This window comes from Dolichospermum flos-aquae CCAP 1403/13F (assembly GCF_012516395.1).
Lineage (GTDB): Bacteria > Cyanobacteriota > Cyanobacteriia > Cyanobacteriales > Nostocaceae > Dolichospermum > Dolichospermum lemmermannii.
Genome location: NZ_CP051206.1, coordinates 866677 through 884198, shown reverse-complemented (window position 1 = coordinate 884198; position 17522 = coordinate 866677). Strand labels below are relative to the sequence as shown.

General features: G+C 37.5%; 23 protein-coding genes. 9 read left to right on the top strand and 14 right to left on the bottom strand.

Going from position 1 to position 17522, the window contains the following annotated elements; all coding sequences use genetic code 11:
* Positions 1-39 precede the first annotated feature (39 nt).
* Positions 40-294 carry a hypothetical protein gene (locus HGD76_RS04565; protein ID WP_168695095.1) on the top strand — a complete coding sequence of 85 codons (255 nt, stop codon included), beginning with the start codon at positions 40-42 and terminating at the stop codon, positions 292-294.
* Here the strand turns inward: HGD76_RS04565 and HGD76_RS04560 are convergent.
* From HGD76_RS04560 to HGD76_RS04535, 6 genes are all read right to left on the bottom strand, one after another.
* Positions 225-1493 carry a glycosyltransferase family 4 protein gene (locus tag HGD76_RS04560; protein WP_168695094.1) on the bottom strand — a complete coding sequence of 423 codons (1269 nt, stop codon included), beginning with the start codon at positions 1491-1493 and terminating at the stop codon, positions 225-227. The genes HGD76_RS04565 and HGD76_RS04560 overlap by 70 nt on opposite strands.
* A 494-nt stretch (positions 1494-1987) precedes the next feature.
* The gene (locus HGD76_RS04555; protein WP_168695093.1) at positions 1988-2134 is read right to left on the bottom strand and encodes a hypothetical protein; all 147 of its coding nucleotides are present in this window, start codon (positions 2132-2134) and stop codon (positions 1988-1990) included.
* Between the two features lie 36 nt (positions 2135-2170).
* Positions 2171-2677, bottom strand: a complete 507-nt coding sequence (locus HGD76_RS04550; protein ID WP_168695092.1) for an RNA recognition motif domain-containing protein — start codon at positions 2675-2677, stop codon at positions 2171-2173.
* A gap of 702 nt (positions 2678-3379) precedes the next feature.
* The gene (locus HGD76_RS04545; RefSeq protein ID WP_168697366.1) at positions 3380-5506 is read right to left on the bottom strand and encodes a zinc metalloprotease HtpX; all 2127 of its coding nucleotides are present in this window, start codon (positions 5504-5506) and stop codon (positions 3380-3382) included.
* A 69-nt stretch (positions 5507-5575) separates the two neighbouring features.
* Positions 5576-5716, bottom strand: coding sequence for a hypothetical protein (locus HGD76_RS04540; protein WP_168695091.1), 141 nt, complete (start codon positions 5714-5716; stop codon positions 5576-5578).
* Between the two features lie 20 nt (positions 5717-5736).
* The gene (locus HGD76_RS04535; RefSeq protein ID WP_168653071.1) at positions 5737-7365 is read right to left on the bottom strand and encodes a peptide chain release factor 3; all 1629 of its coding nucleotides are present in this window, start codon (positions 7363-7365) and stop codon (positions 5737-5739) included.
* Positions 7366-7880: 515 nt separating this feature from the next.
* Between HGD76_RS04535 and HGD76_RS04530 the strand changes: the two genes are divergently transcribed.
* The 6 genes from HGD76_RS04530 (at position 7881) to HGD76_RS04505 (ending at position 11125) form a co-directional block, all read left to right on the top strand.
* Positions 7881-8537: a DUF1361 domain-containing protein gene (locus tag HGD76_RS04530; protein ID WP_148763381.1), complete on the top strand. Its 657-nt coding sequence runs from the start codon at positions 7881-7883 to the stop codon at positions 8535-8537.
* A 134-nt stretch (positions 8538-8671) separates the two neighbouring features.
* Positions 8672-9490 carry a TlyA family RNA methyltransferase gene (locus HGD76_RS04525; protein ID WP_168697365.1) on the top strand — a complete coding sequence of 273 codons (819 nt, stop codon included), beginning with the start codon at positions 8672-8674 and terminating at the stop codon, positions 9488-9490.
* An 83-nt stretch (positions 9491-9573) separates the two neighbouring features.
* Positions 9574-9933 (top strand): type II toxin-antitoxin system RelE/ParE family toxin, encoded by a 360-nt coding sequence (locus HGD76_RS04520; protein ID WP_168695090.1) that lies wholly within the window; start codon positions 9574-9576, stop codon positions 9931-9933.
* On the top strand, positions 9930-10262 hold the full coding sequence (locus tag HGD76_RS04515; RefSeq protein ID WP_168695089.1) for a type II toxin-antitoxin system RelB family anti-toxin: 333 nt from the start codon (positions 9930-9932) through the stop codon (positions 10260-10262). The genes HGD76_RS04520 and HGD76_RS04515 overlap by 4 nt, the downstream gene beginning before the upstream one ends.
* An 89-nt stretch (positions 10263-10351) precedes the next feature.
* The gene (locus HGD76_RS04510; RefSeq protein WP_168695088.1) at positions 10352-10624 is read left to right on the top strand and encodes an AbrB/MazE/SpoVT family DNA-binding domain-containing protein; all 273 of its coding nucleotides are present in this window, start codon (positions 10352-10354) and stop codon (positions 10622-10624) included.
* 144 nt (positions 10625-10768) lie between these two features.
* Positions 10769-11125 carry a hypothetical protein gene (locus tag HGD76_RS04505; RefSeq protein WP_168695087.1) on the top strand — a complete coding sequence of 119 codons (357 nt, stop codon included), beginning with the start codon at positions 10769-10771 and terminating at the stop codon, positions 11123-11125.
* A 331-nt stretch (positions 11126-11456) separates the two neighbouring features.
* Here HGD76_RS04505 and HGD76_RS04500 read toward each other — a convergent pair whose 3' ends face one another.
* The 3 genes from HGD76_RS04500 to HGD76_RS04490 form a co-directional block, all read right to left on the bottom strand.
* Complete coding sequence (locus HGD76_RS04500) at positions 11457-11987, bottom strand: restriction endonuclease (protein WP_168695086.1); 531 nt, start codon at positions 11985-11987, stop codon at positions 11457-11459.
* A 13-nt stretch (positions 11988-12000) separates the two neighbouring features.
* The gene (locus HGD76_RS04495) at positions 12001-12441 is read right to left on the bottom strand and encodes a hypothetical protein (RefSeq protein ID WP_168697364.1); all 441 of its coding nucleotides are present in this window, start codon (positions 12439-12441) and stop codon (positions 12001-12003) included.
* 335 nt (positions 12442-12776) lie between these two features.
* Positions 12777-13037, bottom strand: coding sequence for a Calvin cycle protein CP12 (locus HGD76_RS04490; protein ID WP_168465661.1), 261 nt, complete (start codon positions 13035-13037; stop codon positions 12777-12779).
* Between the two features lie 257 nt (positions 13038-13294).
* On the opposite strand from HGD76_RS04490, the gene HGD76_RS04485 reads away from it, so the two are divergent.
* Positions 13295-13576 (top strand): hypothetical protein, encoded by a 282-nt coding sequence (locus HGD76_RS04485; protein WP_168695085.1) that lies wholly within the window; start codon positions 13295-13297, stop codon positions 13574-13576.
* Positions 13561-13980 carry a type II toxin-antitoxin system PemK/MazF family toxin gene (locus HGD76_RS04480; RefSeq protein ID WP_053540960.1) on the top strand — a complete coding sequence of 140 codons (420 nt, stop codon included), beginning with the start codon at positions 13561-13563 and terminating at the stop codon, positions 13978-13980. Before HGD76_RS04485 ends, HGD76_RS04480 begins: the two co-directional genes overlap by 16 nt.
* 196 nt (positions 13981-14176) lie before the next feature.
* Here the strand turns inward: HGD76_RS04480 and HGD76_RS04475 are convergent, their stop codons facing one another.
* From HGD76_RS04475 to HGD76_RS04455, 5 genes are all read right to left on the bottom strand, one after another.
* Positions 14177-15535 carry a GTP-binding protein gene (locus HGD76_RS04475; RefSeq protein ID WP_168695084.1) on the bottom strand — a complete coding sequence of 453 codons (1359 nt, stop codon included), beginning with the start codon at positions 15533-15535 and terminating at the stop codon, positions 14177-14179.
* A gap of 54 nt (positions 15536-15589) precedes the next feature.
* Positions 15590-15802: a type II toxin-antitoxin system HicB family antitoxin gene (locus tag HGD76_RS04470; protein ID WP_168695083.1), complete on the bottom strand. Its 213-nt coding sequence runs from the start codon at positions 15800-15802 to the stop codon at positions 15590-15592.
* Positions 15795-16025: a type II toxin-antitoxin system HicA family toxin gene (locus HGD76_RS04465; RefSeq protein ID WP_168695082.1), complete on the bottom strand. Its 231-nt coding sequence runs from the start codon at positions 16023-16025 to the stop codon at positions 15795-15797. Before HGD76_RS04465 ends, HGD76_RS04470 begins: the two co-directional genes overlap by 8 nt.
* Positions 16026-16038: 13 nt before the next feature.
* On the bottom strand, positions 16039-16824 hold the full coding sequence (locus tag HGD76_RS04460; protein WP_168695081.1) for an ABC transporter ATP-binding protein: 786 nt from the start codon (positions 16822-16824) through the stop codon (positions 16039-16041).
* A gap of 88 nt (positions 16825-16912) precedes the next feature.
* Entirely contained in the window at positions 16913-17482 is a 570-nt protein-coding gene (locus tag HGD76_RS04455; RefSeq protein ID WP_168695080.1) for a Uma2 family endonuclease, read from the bottom strand.
* Positions 17483-17522 lie beyond the last annotated feature (40 nt).

Genomic DNA, 17522 nt, shown 5'->3' with positions numbered 1-17522 from the left:
TTCCTATCTTACAACTATGTACGAATTGTCAGTTGTTAGTTGTTAGTAGGGGCGAAGCATTTGGAAGATAAATTATCGGTCATTGCCAAAAATAGTTCTCCAAATGCTTCGCCCGTACAGTTGGCAGTTGTCAGTTGTCATTGGGAAAATTCTTTCTCCCCCCCAACTTCCCCAACTTCCCCAACTTCCCCAACTTCCCCAACTTCCCCAACTTCCCCTGTTCCCTATTTAATTGCTAATGCGGGTTCTTTAACAGATTGTTGCAACAGTTGGGTATATAGTTCATCTAACTGACTCGCTACACCATGCCAGCTAAATTTATTAATAACACGCTTTTTAGCAGCTTTTCCTAATTCTTGCTGCCATACAGGATTACCCAGAATCCGATCAATAGCGTGGTTAAAAGCTGGGACATTTTGTGGCGGTACTAATAAACCAGTTTCTTCATTGACAACGGTAAATTGTAATCCACCGACATCACTAGCGACTACAGGTGTACCGCAGGCCATAGCCTCGATAGCTACCAATCCAAAGGGTTCATAGTGGCTAGGAACAACACAAATATCCGCAGCGGCGTAATAAGCTGGCAATATCTCCCGACTCAAACAACCGGGAAAAGAGGTACATTCATTCATCCCTAATTCGTTGACAATTCCGGTAAGGCGATCGCGTTCTTTTTCATCACTATTTCCCGGTGTGCAACCACCACCAATAATCAACTGCAATTGTTTTGATTCATAAAACTTAGATTCTCGCATTGCCCTGACTAAAGTTTCTATGCCTTTTCGGGGGTCAAATCTACCTACATATAACACCACTTTAGCTTCTGGATCAATTCCTAAAGTAGCCCTGGCAGCTTGTCTTTCCACTGAACCAAACTGCTGAATATCTGTCCCACAGGGAATAATATCAATTTTGCCTTTTTGGGAAACAAGCGATCGCATATGTTCCAGTTCTTGGGGACTGGTGGCCACAATTCTTTCCGCTGTTTCCAATACTTGTTTCTCTACTATTAAACGTTGACTAGCCACCAAAGGAATATTTTCTATGGTGTTATATTTAATCACCCCTAAAGAATGGTAGGTATGAACCTGTTTAGTTCCTTGTCTTTTCTTGAGTTCCATCCCTACCCAGCTAGATAACCAATAATTAGTATGCACTAAATCATAATTAATCCCAGCTTCTTTTTGAAATTCTAGTAACTGAAAGACGAAATCTGGCAAATATTGAAAACCCTGATCTCTTGGCACAAATTCCACCGGACCTGCGGTTAAACGAATAGTCCGACAATTAGGGTGATGTTGCACTATCCTTTCTTGATCAGCACTGACTCTCCGACTAAACATATCTACTTGCCATCCTAGCTGTGCCAGGGCTTCACCCACTTGGCGGACATAAACATTTTGTCCTCCTGCCTCTTCTCTGCCTATTTCAATTGCTGGATCGCCATGAACTGAAATTAAAGCAATGTGTTTTTTAGTGGTAGCTTTCATAAATTTGTTGTGTTCCTGATTTTAACAATATGGGAGTGAATTTTCAACTTGCGCTTATTAAACTTAAATCTGTGTTTTTCTGGGGAACTTTGCATAATTAATATTTATTATATTTTAACTATTACCAAAATATTGGTTAATTTTCCCCACTTTCTATATTTATGTTTAATACCTTCGATAGATATTTTTCTCTATCTTTTTATAGCGACAAACGAATATTATCTATCATGATATATGAGTTAATTCATGATAAAACCTATCTGAAGTAGCAAAGCCACATCCTAAGTTAGATATTTACAATTCATTATTTACAAGGTTCAAGCAATCAAAATTATTTCCATGAAAGTAAATACATCAAAATTAAATTGCCGAAAATATTACCTTAATTACCATCATTTTCAAAAGCACTGATTTAATCAAGACAAGTGTATTGGCTTATACTATTCCTACATTGTCAGAATTTTTGTTAATTTAGATACAGTTTTCCTAAAAAATCACAAATTTTGTGTAATTGCACCGTCAAACCTCAAAAATTGCCAAAACAAATAGTGCAGATAACCTGATGTGGCTACCTGCACTGCTTGTTGATTGGATTTGAAAGAAATTTCTAACCGCTGAAACTGATATCGAAGCAGCTTCAAGAATTACTCTCAAAGCACATTGATTGAATAGACAATCTAGTTGGTAGTTTGTGCTTCCAACATCTGTCTGAGCTTTTCTAAATCCGCTGCCCAACGGGGATCTGGACGAAAAGCTTCGTTATCAACGTTACCAACAGTCTCACGCGCACCACCACCACCACCACGGCGAGGTTTTTTAGTTCTCTCCCGACGGTTGCCTTCTTTGTTGCTGCTAGGAACGGGGGAACTACTACCTTGGATGACTGGTTTAGGGACCTGTTGTTGTGGTTGTTCGTCCCCTTCCTCACCTTTAGTCCGTGGTAAAGCTTTTTCTAGCTTAATGGGTGTATCTTTGAACATTTGACCATTATATTTTTCAATAATTTGATCGGCTTGTTCGTCATTGTTCACCGTTAAAAACCCAAAACCACGGCATTTGCCTGTTTTACGGTCTTTAATTAGTTTAGTGGTGACAGCATCGCCTTCTTCTGCAAATACAGCTTGCAAATCTTGACGATCAATTTCTTCCTTGGGCAAATTTCCTATATATAGGCGAATGGACATGGAACATACCTCCAAATTGGGATTAAACAGGGCAAGACAAAAACAATCAATTGGCTTTGGTTTTTGAATAGATACTATGGACTAAAAACTGCCACAAACCAATTTCTGTAATCCGATAGTGTAGCGTGGCGTAAGTCATGCTATCAACTTATAGAATACAGTTTTTTATTGGGATCAAGCTTATTTGCCACGAAAGCACTTATGCACTCGTGGGCTAATATCACTTTAATTTTCGGAATTGTTAATTTAATAGCCAACTATCCACCACAGTAAATTCATTCTTCTTAATTCTTGCCCGCAGAACAAAATACCATTCCTTAACATTATCATGGTATTTCCTACGTAGCTAGTTCCGCAGAAACTTTTCCGCCAATAGCCAATAGCATGAGCTTATCGTAACATAAAACACATTTTTAAAGCAAGAGGCAAAACAGGCAGGGAGCAGGGGGAATATTTCTTCCCACTGACAACTGTACGGGCGAAGCATCTGGAGAACTATTTTTGGCAATGACCGATAATTTATCTTCCAAATGCTAACAACTGTACGGGCGAAGCATTTGGAGAACTATTTTTGGCAATGACCGATAATTTATCTTCCAAATGCTAACAACTGTACGGGCGAAGCATTTGGAGAACTATTTTTGGCAATGACCGATAATTTATCTTCCAAATGCTTCGCCCCTACTGACAACTGACTAATATCTAAGAACCTGTGAGCATAATATAAGCACCCCAGGCTTGGGCAACAACTGCGATGACAGTGGAGCAGATAGAATGAGGGCTATTAATTTTTTTGCCACCTTTAGTTTCTAAAGTTTGGATATCAATCCAAGGAGTTGTCCCCCGTCGTAACCAACCTGTAACAGTGATTTGTCTGCCAATCAAGTCTTGAGGATTGAATGACTTTCCTAACCAGGGAATATGATGTAATTTCATTAAACCTTGGCTAGATTGCAGGATTAGGTCTTGTGCTAAACAATTGCCAATACCAGGGCGGCCTAATAGCTTACCAGTAAACCGAACTCTAATGCTATCAATTGGTAAAATAGCGGGATTTGCTAAGAGGTTGGTAAAGTTTTCATCTTTTTGAACATTGACAGGTGTAATATCGGGAAATAAAGCATTTATCCGCATAACTGTGCCAATGCTAAAGCCAATCAACATACAACCTCCGACAAAAGACCAATTATCATAGATCCACTTGAGGTTTAACAAGTGTAAGGTGTATGCTGTTTGCCAAATTAACCAAGTTAGACAGGCAAATACAACACCGAGGGGGATTCCCAACCAAGGGGCAATTTGTAAATAGAAGGATTGGGGCTTGATGAGAATGGGTTGTGATGGCTTTGTTTGATATAATTCGGTGTCTAAATGCCAATGACGGGCTATTTGACAAAGGCGATCGATGCGATCGCCTATTGTTGGATGACAACTATTAATTGTAAACCATTGCCGATAGGGATGAAAATTTTCCCACTTTAAAAATGATTCAAAAGGTAGATGACCGGCGGTGCTACCTAAAATTATGCTGTGTTGGTATGCAACTGGCGAGAGGAGATTCAGGCTTTCTAACTGCCAACAGGTTTGTTCTTTGAGGCTGATATCATGGGCTACACCAATGGATATTTTCAGTAAAGCGCGAATTAGTCCATTAGGATTACCGGTGATTTCTGCGGCCAGGCGATCGCTATGGTAAAGCCGCAATTGGCAATTAAGTAAGGCTGTACCCGTGAACAGACACCAAATTGCATAGTTGATGGCTGCTAAAACTGTACCTGGCCAACGCCAAATTTTACTGTCATGTTGATTTCCCCAAACTGACACTTGCTGATATATTCCATAAAATGGCATGGCCACGAGTAAAACTAGGGACATGACCGCAAAATCCCAACGCCCAATTTGTCCTAAAGATAAAGCATAGATGGCAGCTATTTCGTCATCTGCCAGTTGTTCTAATAAACCTTGACTAACAGTTATTCTCGCTGTGCGGGGGAGGTTGCCATAACTGATAATCATCGGGGCGGAAATTGGTAAGATTCTCAGTTGAGGGGTTGACCAGTGCCGCTGTTGGCAAGCGCGTTGTAATACTCTGGGTGTTTCCCGGCTGTAGGAGTTTAATTTCTCTTTGGTTAACTCTTCTTGACCGGAAAATCTTGTTAGTACCCAGTCGAGCAACCAAGGAGACGATGCCATGAAGATGATCAACAATCCTAGCATCAAGGAACTAGGATCGCTATATAAAATCTGGATGGGTTCTAAGTAGGGCAGTTGATAGAGAATTTGATTGATTAAACCCAATACTAATTTAAGCACTTCTCGACAAGTCCAAAACAATGCCATGAATGTTCCCAGAGCAAGTAGTCGAGAGGGAATGATGTTAGGCTTGCCTAGGGGTTGCCACACTTTAGCGCGTCTAGCATTGCGCCAATAAACGCTAACCGGTTTGATAGTATTGTTACCATCATTACCAGTATAAGCTGTTTGTAGCTGTGGTTGGGCAGGATTTAAACTAGAAACAAGTCCAGTATTGGTTTTATGGGATTTTTTCTTCTGGTTTTTGCGTTTATGCAGGTGTTCAAGAGCAAGTGTTGCCCACTCTTGAACTTGGGGATTACTATTAGCAATCAGATTTTGACACAGAGCGATCGCCTTAGAGACTTCACCCGTGCGGGCATAGGACATCACTAACCCAACTTGCGCCTGTAAACAAATCCTTTCTTGACTTTGATCTTTGGCTAGTGGTTGAAGGTTAGCGATCGCTGTGTAGTAATTCCCCTGCTTGAGAGCAGCTAAACCAGCCTCTAAACATGATTCAGCGTGGGAAGGCATACAAACTTTGGTACTCCAATCTGTTCTAAGTGACAAATAGCACGCTTATTGAGATACCCTGATCATTGGTCATTGGTCATTGGTCATTGGGTAACTTCTTTCTTCCTCCTGACCACTGACCACTGACCACTGTACGGGCGAAGCATTTGGAGAACTATTTTTGGCAATGACCGATAATTTATCTTCCAAATGCTTCGCCCCTACTGACAACGGACAACTGACAACTGCCTCTAACTTTCTGCTGATTGTTGATGGGAAAAGACGGGAGCGATGGCACTTAATTTCAACTCTGGATGATCACCCTCCAACTGTTGACAATTCCATTCATTGCGGAATAACAATACTGGTCGTCCCATGCTATCTTTAACAGTAGTGGTATTGAATAAACGTCCCACCTGCTTTAAAGCTTCCCAACCACCTTCAACCCAACGGGCGACACTATAAGGTAATAAATCGAGAATAGTTTCCACACCATACTCATTTTCTAAGCGGAACTGGACTACTTCAAACTGCAATTGACCAACCGCTGCTAAAATTGGCTCCCGCTTGGCTTCATCGGTGGAGTACATAATTTGGACAGCACCTTCTTCTCGCAATTCGGAAACGCCTTTTTGAAACTGCTTAAATTTCGATGGGTTGGGGTTTCTCAACGTGGCAAAAAGTTCAGGTGAGAAATAAGGAATTCCCTCATATTCTAATTTTTGTCCTGTGTAAATTGTATCACCAATTGCGAAAACACCTGGATTATTTAAACCAATCACGTCCCCTGGATAAGCGACATCAATAGATTCTCTTTCTTGGGCAAATAGTTTTTGCGGACGTGATAGACGGACAACTTTGCCAGTTCGAGCGTGATTTACTGTCATATCTTTTTCAAACTTGCCTGTGCAAACCCGGACGAAAGCCACCCTATCTCGATGTTTTGGGTCCATGTTGGCTTGCAGTTTGAAAATAAATCCGGTAAATTCTGGATAGGTAGGAGGAATATCGCCGACAGTGCTGCTATGTGTACCTGGTTTGAGGGCAAAGTCAAGGAAGTTCTTGAGGAATAATTCCACCCCAAAGTTAGTCATGGCGCTACCAAAAAATACTGGGGTCATTTTGCCGGCGTGTACTAAGTCTAAATCTAGTTCTGGACAAACTCCTTCTAAGAGTTCTAACTCGTCTTTAAGTTGGTGGTATAGTTCTTTTTCTAGTAATTCTTCAAGTCGCTGATCGCCTATATTGAGGATAGTTTCCTTTGCTTCTTTACTACCATGAGAACTGCGCTCAAATAAATGAATTTGCTGCTGTTGGCGGTCAAATACGCCTTTAAAGCGATCGCCCATCCCAATAGGCCAATTCACTGCATAAGTCTGTAATCCCAATTCTTTCTCAATTTCATCTAACAAATCTATGGGTTCTCTGCCCGGACGGTCGAGTTTATTCACAAAGGTAAAAATTGGGATACCCCGCATTTTACACACTTCAAAGAGTTTCCGAGTTTGGGGTTCTAAACCTTTAGCCGCGTCTATTAGCATCACCGCATTATCGGCTGCTGCCAAAGTCCGATAGGTGTCCTCACTAAAATCTTGGTGTCCAGGAGTGTCGAGTAAATTAATTTGACAGTTACGATAGGCAAATTGTAATACCGTAGAAGTTACGGAAATTCCCCGTTGTTGTTCCATTGCCATCCAGTCAGAAGTGACTTTGCGCTGGTCTCTGCGGGCTTTTACTGCTCCAGCTTCGTGAATAGCACCCCCGTATAATAATAGTTTTTCTGTCAGTGTGGTTTTACCAGCATCAGGGTGAGAAATAATCGCAAAGTTGCGACGCTGTTCCACCGCTTGACCTAATTCTGCTTGCAGTTCAATGGACATATCTGTAATTTCTTTGTAACTTCACTAAATGTAATCTTTTTCAGGACGGGGGAACAAATTTATAAATTCTCTAGCAGCTTTCAGTAAAACCCTTTGAATATAACGCTCTGGGATTAAAATTAGGATCTGATTCAAGTGCATACTGCTATATTAATTCTTGCCGTTAATTCAATCTTAATCTGGTTTATGTCAGACGACGCTATCAGAAATTTATGGGTGAGATAGTTGACAAATGCCGGACTTTCCTCTATTATAAGAGTATAGTGGAAATCTGTGCGCCCATATATATAGGGGTTGAATTTTTCCGAAAGTATTAATTTCTAAATTCACCGAACATCGGCAAAAACCTTGTGAATATCAACTGCTCCATGATAGAAATGTTGATAAATAACCATTTCATGCAGCAGTGATCTAAAATAGAGTTTCACAAACAATGTCTTGAGATTTTTAACAAATCTACAACTGCAAATTTTGTGTAACCAAAAAAACAAATTTATTCTAGCTATTGCAATTCCATGAAAGCAGAAGTGATTGAATTAATAACAACGGTTTTCCATGTTTTACAAGTTAATCTGCGGTGGATGACTTGGAATTTATTTTTGGCTTTTATTCCTTTAGCTTTGAGTGTTTGGCTATTTCGCCGTCAGCGCAGTGGTTCATGGGTTTGGTGGCTAGGATTTTTGAGTTTCTATGCTTTTTTACCAAATGCGCCTTATTTATTAACTGATGTCATTCATTTGATAGATGATATCCGGCGAGTTCAGTCAATATGGATGATTACATTAGTGTTGATACCTGTGTATTTTGTTGTCATTTTTGGCGGATTTGAAGCTTATGTTATATCTTTAATAAATTTGGGTTACTATTTACATCGAACGGGTAAAAGTCAATGGATTTTTCCTGTTGAGTTAATCACTCATGCTCTTTCTGCTGTGGGTATTTATTGGGGACGATTTTTGAGATTTAACAGTTGGGATTTTATTACTCAACCAGATGCCATAATCACAAAAGGTGTAGAGGAAATTCTTGGTAAACAACCCTTGATAATTATTACTCTCACTTTTATAATCCTTTGGGGTTTGTATTGGTTTATGAAACGAATTACTTTGGGTTTTCTGAATAAGGGTGTTAATTCACAAATAAATGATCATCATATTCACAATATTAACTAATGACATTAAATTAAAATCAAATATCCCCGACTTCTTTGAAAAGTCGGGGATATATTTTTTGAATATTTAAGATTAATCGTATAATTTAGGATTTAGAATAGGAAAGCAAATATAAACAGCTATAAAAAGTGAAATTGGTTAAACAGCGATTAGATACATTATTAGTAGATTTGGGATTATGTCCCTCCCGTCAGCAAGCACAACGGCTAATTCAAGCTGGAGAAGTGACTGTAAATCAACAAATGGTTGATAAAGTCGGGACTGAAGTTGATATTACCGCAGAAATTCAAGTTAAAGAACGTCCTCCTTTTGTTTCTCGTGGTGGTGAAAAACTGGCTAAGGCTTTAAAATTTTTTGAGATTTCTGTAACTGACAGGATTTGTTTAGACGGGGGAATTTCTACTGGTGGCTTTACTGATTGTTTATTACAAGCCGGTGCAAAACAAGTTTATGGTGTAGATGTTGGTTATGGACAAGTTGATTGGAAAATCAGAAATGATCAACGAGTAATTTTAAAAGAACGGACGAATTTACGTCAACTACAACCAGAGGAATTGTATGCTGAAAATGCCATATTTCCTAATTTGATAGTTGTGGATGTTTCGTTTATTTCTTTAACCAAAATTTTGCCGGCGGTATGGCAATTAACACAAGCTCCTAGAGAGGCTGTATTGCTGGTAAAACCACAATTTGAGGTTGGCAAGTCTCGGATAGGTAAAAAAGGCGTTGTCCGCGATTCTGATGACCAAGCTGATGCAATTTTTAATGTGATGAAAGGGGCGTTAGAGTTAGGATGGAAATATCAGGGTTTAACTTGGTCACCCATAACAGGACCTGCGGGAAATATTGAATATCTGTTATGGTTGGGAATGGACAGCGAAATCATCCCTCCAACTTTAGCAGCAATTCAAGAAATTACTAAACAAGTCATGCAGGAGTTTGGGAAAAAATGATGAGTATCAGTATAGGCAAAAAAAGTTGTGAAAATTGACAAATTAAAGCTATGATTTATTACATCAACGTAATATAATAGAAAGTGAGTTGGGAAATAGAATATACGAATGAGTTTGATATTTGGTGGCAAACTCTTAGAGAAGAGCAACAAGATGATATTGTCAGCGTTGTTCAACTACTTGAAGAAAAGGGAACACAATTACCCTTTCCTTATTCATCCGATGTCAAAGGTGCAAAAAACTCTCACCTGAGAGAGTTACGTATTCAAAGTCGTGGTAAACCAATCAGAGTATTTTATGCTTTTGATCCGCGACGAGTGGCAATTTTACTTATTGGTGGAGATAAAACAGGAGATAAGCGATTTTATGAAAAATATGTTCCCATAGCAGATCGTCTTTATGAAGAATATCTCCAAGAAATTAGTCGGGAGGGTTTAATATGACAGGACATAAAAAGTTTAGCAATCTTACTAAAGATTTCTCCGCAGAAAGAAAAGCCAAAATTGCTACTCAAACAGCTAAATTAAAAGAAGAAATGGCATTAGCTGAATTACGCCAAGCTTTAAAAATATCTCAAGCTCAATTAGCTGAAAAGTTGCAAATTAAACAACCTGCTATTTCTAGATTAGAGAATCGTACTGATATGTATGTTAGTCATCTGCGACAAGTTATTGAAGCTATGGGAGGAGAATTGAAAATAACGGCAAAATTCCCTGATGTAGAAGTAACAATTACTAATTTTGAAAATTTGGCAATGGAGATTGATAAATAGGGTTCAAAAATAAAGCGAAAGCTAAGATGTTTTAGCTACGAGAGTTTTGCTAAAATGTAAATGGCTATAAAACAAGGAAATATTCAACTATGACACTTGCTAATTTATCAATTCCTCAACAATATACACTTGATATTGAACCAGAAGGACGTTTAACTTTACCCCAAGAAATCCAAGAAATACTTAATTTAGAATCAGGAGATAGATTAATTTTAACTCTTGAAGATAATGGAAAACTCCAATTAGTCAGCCTCAAACAACAAGTTAAAAAATTAAGAGGTTTATTAAAAGATAAATCACCTGATAGAAACTTAGTAGATGAACTTATCCAGGAACGCAGACAGGAGTATTTAATTGAATAAATCTGTGTTAGATGCTTCTGCCTTTTTAGCTTATCTTAGAGATGAAACCGGAGCGGAAATTGTAGAAAATGCGTTGATTGATGGGTGCTATATATGCTATACAAGTATTATTAATCGTTATCTAACAAACAAAATTTAAAATTTATGGAAGACCAAGATTTTATTCCTACGGTACTTGAACTTTATGATGTTCTCATGACTTTTTACACAGATACAAAAATCTTAACGAAAAACAATAAAGAACTGATAAGTTCAGAAGAAATTCAATCTTTCAATAGATTACATATCAAGTCTCTTGTTTCTTCAATTGAAGGAAGTATTTATGTAATTAAACAAATTGTATTACAAAAAAATAATTTAAATTCTGAAAATGGATTAAATGGATATGAATTAATGTTTATTGCAGAAAAAAATCCCCGTTTGAAAGAAAATGGTGATATAGATTATGAAAGAATTTCCAGCATAGGATTAATACCTAAAGGGTTACCATTTATATCATAATCGTAGGAACATTCACATCCCATTCCTAGCATAGATTCGCGGACTGGTTCTCTCCCAGTAATAACTGTTTTATAGTGTGGTTCGTTAGCAATACTACAATTTCTGAGTATAACAAAAACTAGCAAACCAGTACCCCAACTTATCCAATTTTTATTTTCCATAGCACCTAACTAAAAATACTTCAACATTAGCTAAAATAGATCAATGGCAATTCACAGAAGGGCTACACAATGAATGTTAAACAAACTATGAAGCCCTATACGATTGTATTTTATTCGACCGCATCAAGAACCGTCAACACATAGACATTTAGTATAAACTTTTATAGTGCTTATCCTAGAGGATGCTTAGTATATGATGAATATAGTTTAGCAGCACTTATAGTACCAAATTCTTCAGTAAATACAGCAACAGCCTGATTATTTTCAGGAAAACGAATAACAAAGTTTTTGTCTGTTGAATTATAGTCTAATTGCAATAATTCTATACCTTCATATTTTGCTACTTTACTAGCCCCTTCTTGTAATCCTTGTGTAGTTACAACTATTCCTCTACTTGCTCCCACATCTTTAATTATATAAGCAAATGCAGCTATTATATTTTGTTCTAATGCTGCATCTTTTTTGTATCTTTTGCCTTTGTAGTGTTTACATTCAACCAAAATACGCTGTTCATTGATGTCATCACCATAAGCGTCTACTTGCCAATTTGTACCAGATTTCCCAGGCAATTTTTCTTGAGGTTGAATTTTAAAATCTTTTAAGCTCAGGTGTTTTTCTAAATATTTTTTAACTACTTCATCATTAAGAATACTACTTGTATATTCTTCATATTTTCGCCAGCTTGTTTGTTTTTCTAACATAAAAATTTTGAGTTCAAATATTATGATCTAAGTGTGTTTGTTTTGTTATTGTGATAGATGCTTTATCGTTTTCTGTCAACATTACCCCAAGCAATTCGCGCAATACCTGATGATTAGAAATAAACTCCTCACCAAAAAGTTCATCCTTCTGCAACACAGTTTGAATATGTTCTTTAACAGTAGATGTAGGTAGCCTGAATCTTTCCAGCAACTTCTCTCTTGCGGTAGCAGATGCTATAGAAGTGGCAGTTCCTAAATTCCAATCTTTGAGCAACAAACGCACTTCTCGATTCAACGAAATCCGCAAAGTTTTTAAGCGATAAAACAATTCGGGATTAAGTAACAGTTGATCAAAACCAGAACCCCAATCTAAACCAGCACCAATATTACCCCCTACTTTTTCCTCAGCTTGGATACTTTTTCTCAACCATTCTTCATTAAGTAATAAATCCATCGGGGTTGCTAAATACGCATTTACAAGAGTGCTATCGTCACCACGAATTAGCTGAACTTGCAGTTGCACTCGTTACTCCTTGTTGGTGAAAATGACTGTGGTAACAAACTAAAATAGTATCATTAATATAGGACTCCGGTTTGATTCCTGATAGCATAGCGTGGCGTTAGCCATATTTTCCTGCGTAGGAAGGCAAGAGGATTTGAGAATATGAAGGTGTACCGAGTTTTGTATGGCTACGCCACGCAAGCTATCAAAAATTAAATAGGAGTCCTATCTTTAAATAAGAGAAGTTCATCTTATTTCTTTAAAATGAGAATTGCTGCTGATCTAAATCAAAGATCGTAAATCAAACACTCCAAAGCATCTGGATACATTTCGCAATAGGTTTCTAAGGCTGTTTTGCGGTGTTTTGCTTGTTTTTGATGGGCTTTTTCTGCTTGCAATTCTTCGACAATATCCCAAGCTACTGCACAATTAGCGGAATTATTGCCATTTTCTGTACAGGTTGTCCGCGCTTCTGTAATGGCTTCAAGAATTGCTGCTTCAATGGGTTTTTTACCATTGATAACTTCGTTTAGGGATACCATGATCATGTTACCTTTTTTGAGGGAGATAAAGGTTAATTAGGAATTTTAAGGATTGCTAATGAAGAGAATTACTCATAGTTGGTAAACTCTTTTTCAGAGTAACAATTCAAATAATTATTTTTAGTTAATTTATATACTTTTTGATTCTATGATGATATAATCATGACTTAATTATTCACTAATGGAGTTTTAGCAATGCTAAATTATTAAATAATCCAAATATTTTAGTTATAATTTAAACAGAGTATCTGTAACTTATAATTATGCGTGAATTAGCACTTCAATCTCAATCTTTACGTGAAGCCTGGGAACAAGGGTTACAAGAAGGTTTAACTCAAGTTGCACTCAATATGCTACGAGAAGGTATTGATTTATCTCTAGTAGCTAAACTAACTAATCTACCACTTGAAAAGATTCAAAATTTGCAAGTTAGTAATGTAGATGATTTGGAAATTTTAGTAAAAGATTTTCTTGAGTTAAGTGAATCATCACTCAATAAAGTTTGGCTTGAACCAGAAGAAGACGAAGCTTGGAAGGATTTATAGAATTTATGCTTATGGAAAAATTTGCTAAAGGTGACGTTATCTCTGTACCTTTTCCATTTTCTGACGCATCTGCTACTAAAAGAAGACCTGCCTTGATTATAGCAGAATCAGATAGTAATAATATTATTCTCTGTCCTATTACCAGTAAACCAGGTAGAGAATATGAAATTAAGTTAGAAGACCAGGATTTTATGTTTGGTAAACTTAATTTAAGTCCCTGTTATATTCGTCCTAACATCATTGCAACAGTTGACAAAAGTAATGTTATTAGGAATATCGGAAAATTAAGGGATGAAAAAATAAATCAAGTTATTGCTACCATTATTGAAATTTTACAAAAGCCTTGTGAACCTACACTTCCAGCATCAAAAGCATGGAAAAGAGGTAAAAATCCCAAATCATAAAGTTTGTGATGGTTACTTAGAGGTTGTTTGAAAAGTATCAGATGAAACCCATAATCTCCAAAAACCTAACCCCCCTGCCCCCCTTACCTACCAGGGAATGGGGTTTTCAAAGCCTCTCCCCGCGTCGGGGAGAGGTTTGGAGAGGGGTCAATTTATACATTCAAAACTTTTCAAACACCCTCTTAGATTCAATCTCTCAAAACTCACCAAAAGTACCGCCTAATTCTTGCTGTAAGCGATACAAAATAGTATTTTTATCAACTTGTGACAAAATTTCCTGAATGACAGTATTAGCCCCCAATTGTCCCCAAGTACAGCCTTTTTCTAGATATAACTGGGCGGCTTTACCGACTGTATAAGCACCATAACCGGCAATTCCACCTTGGGCTAATGCACTCCCGAAAAAAGTAGTAATATTAAAGGGATTATCACCACTAGCTATGGCTGCGGCACTTTTACCTAAGCCTAATATAAAACTACTGCCAATTTCACTTAATAATAAACCACCAGAACTAAATAAAATTGTTTTTAATAATTCACTGGCTTCATAGCCAGTCATGGGTAAACCATACAATTTAGCTAATGCCCGAATTAAGGCTAAATCGGTAATTAAACCACCTATTATATCTAAGAAAGCAATAGGATTTAAACCAATGGCTAGGGCTTTATATTGGCTAAACCTCCAAATAATATCTTCTGCTTCTTTTTCGCGGATATGAACGGTTTTTTGGGCGATATTTTCTTCGGATTCTCTAGCTTGAATAAGTGCATTTAAAGCTAAAAGAGATCGTCCTTCTCGATTTAATATATTTAAGATTGTTTGCTTTAATTCATCTACTTGCGGTGGTGGTGTTTCCCATTCAGAGGTGATGCTTCCATCTGCATATTCTACTCTCACTTCCATTGGTGCAGGTTCAGCCGCTATCATCACAATTTCATCAGGTAATAATGGCTGATTTTGGATATTTCCTGCCCCTAATTGTTGCAGATTTTTATAAATTGCATTTTTATCTGTATCGGGATATAAATCAATTTTATTAAATACCAAAATTAAAGGTTTTTGTGCTTGACGTAATTCTAATAATCCTTGATATTCAGTTCTCGTAATATCCCCAGAAACCACAAACAAGATTAAATCAGCTTGACGCGCTACTTCTCTTGCCATTTGCGCCCGTGAATCACCTTCAATTTCATCTAAACCGGGAGTATCAATTAATTCAACTAATACCTTATCTCCGGGTTTCCAAGGTACAGAACGTGGTGATTGAGTGACACCATTTAGGGGTCCGGTTTGCAGAATTTTTTCTCCCAATAAAGAATTTAATACTGCTGATTTTCCCCGACTGACTAAACCAAAAGCCGCAATTCTGATGACATTGGCATCTAATTTATTGAGTGTGGCATTTAAAGTTTCTATTTCTGGTTTTAGCAAACTTGCTAATTCTGGATTTGCTGCCATTTGTCCCGATTTACGGAGATATCCATACCAAGATAATGCTTGTCTGAGACTAGCACGGGCGCGATTTAAATGAGTTTCTTGTAGGTTACGATTCATAGGATTTTTGATTGTGGATTTTCAGATCCCCGACTTCTTAAAGAAGTCGGGGATCTAATTAATGCCGATAATTTGCGGTTCGGGTATTGGTTGTCCGTCTTCTAAATAAGATGAAATCAGCATTTCTAAAACTTCTTGGGCATTTTTTAAAGCCTCTTCATAAGTGTCTCCATGAGTATGACAAAATTCTCCCCATTCAGGAAGACTTACAACAAAGCATTTATCTTCTTCTGACCATTGAATAATGATTGTGTAATGATTATTCATTTTGTGCTTCCTCTTGAGCTTTTTTTATTTCTTCTATTCTTTTGATGGCGTTACTAACATCTTTCTCTTGGTATTCTTTCGCATCTTTTCCGTCTTTACCTGATATAGTAACTCGTCCAGATAATAAAGGATGATACCAGTTAGTGTGACTACCTTTTCCAGTCCGACAAGTAAAGCCGAATTGCAGTAATAAATTTTTCAGTTCTCTAATTTTTTTGGGCATATCTAATATAATATCATTGTCCTAAATATGCTTCTAAAACTTTGGTATTATTTTGGATTTCTGTAGGGCTACCAACAGCTAAATTTTGTCCTTCAGCTAATACCCAAACTCGATCACATAAGGACATAATTACGTCCATGTTATGTTCAATAATCAAAAATGTCATGCCGTCGTGACGATTCCACGCTAAAATGCGATCGCATATGTCATCAATTAATCTGGGATTTACGCCAGCAGCAGGTTCATCTAGCAATATTAACTTAGGATTAGTCATCAATGCCCGACCGATTTCTAAAAGTTTCCGCTGTCCCCCAGATAAACCACCGGCATAATCAGCGGCTTTTTTTTCTAAACCTACTGACTCTAACAAAAACATTGCCCGTTCTTTTAATTGCTTTTCTTCCTTAGCAATAATGTGGGGTTGAAATTGCACTTGCCAAAAGTTCTCACCGGTTTGTTTTTGCGCTCCCAACAGCATATTTTCTAATACTGATAACTTCGATAAAACCCGGGCAACTTGAAAGGTTCTCACTAATCCCTGTTGGGCAATTTGGTATGGTTGTAATTGATGAATGGGTTCACCATCAAAAATCACTCTACCTTTATCGGGACGAATAAAATTAGAGAGTAAATTAAATAAAGTAGTTTTCCCAGCCCCATTGGGACCAATTAACCCAGTAATGCTACCTTTGATAACTTCGATATTCGCTTCCTGAACTGCTTTAATGCCGCCAAAATTTTTAGAAAGTCCAGTTGCAGCTAAAAGAGGTAGTTGGGGTGATGCGATATTATTTACCATTATAATTTTCTTCTCAACTTCATTTTTAGGTTTTTTGTTGATTTTTAATGATTGTTATCAAATAAAAATTGTCGGAGTTCATCAAATTTCATCCCTGTAAAACCTCAGCCACAGTTAACTTTACATCACTAAATAGAGGCGAACAAATCATATCATCTCCCCTATAAACCTGCTCCTCATAAAAACCCTCCACCCATTCTAAAACCGTCACTTTTTGCCCAATTGGATCAACAATCCAATACTCAGTAATTCCCCGCGCCGCATACTCAGAACGCTTATAACGATAATCACGATTTTCCTGATTTGGACTCACTACCTCAACCACCAACAAAGGCAGCGGCATATCCATTAAAATCAGCGAGCGTGTAGCCCCCTGCATCACCTGAGCTAATTCTTCAGAAAACACCACCAAATCAGGAACACGCACCCCCACCTGCCGACTATTCACAGCAATTTCTGTTTTCATTCTTAACCGGTAATAGGGAATACCTAATTTCAGAAAATAGGCGACTAAAAACATCGCTATCCGACAATTTAGCTCACTTTCAGAAGGCATAGGAATTAATTCTCCGTTCTCAAATTCATATAAATTATCTGTCCCATCGTCATAATTAAGAAATTCTTCCAAAGTCATCTTTTTAGCAGTTGCAACTGTCATGGCTATTTCTCCCATAAACGGCTTGTATCAACTATTTTAA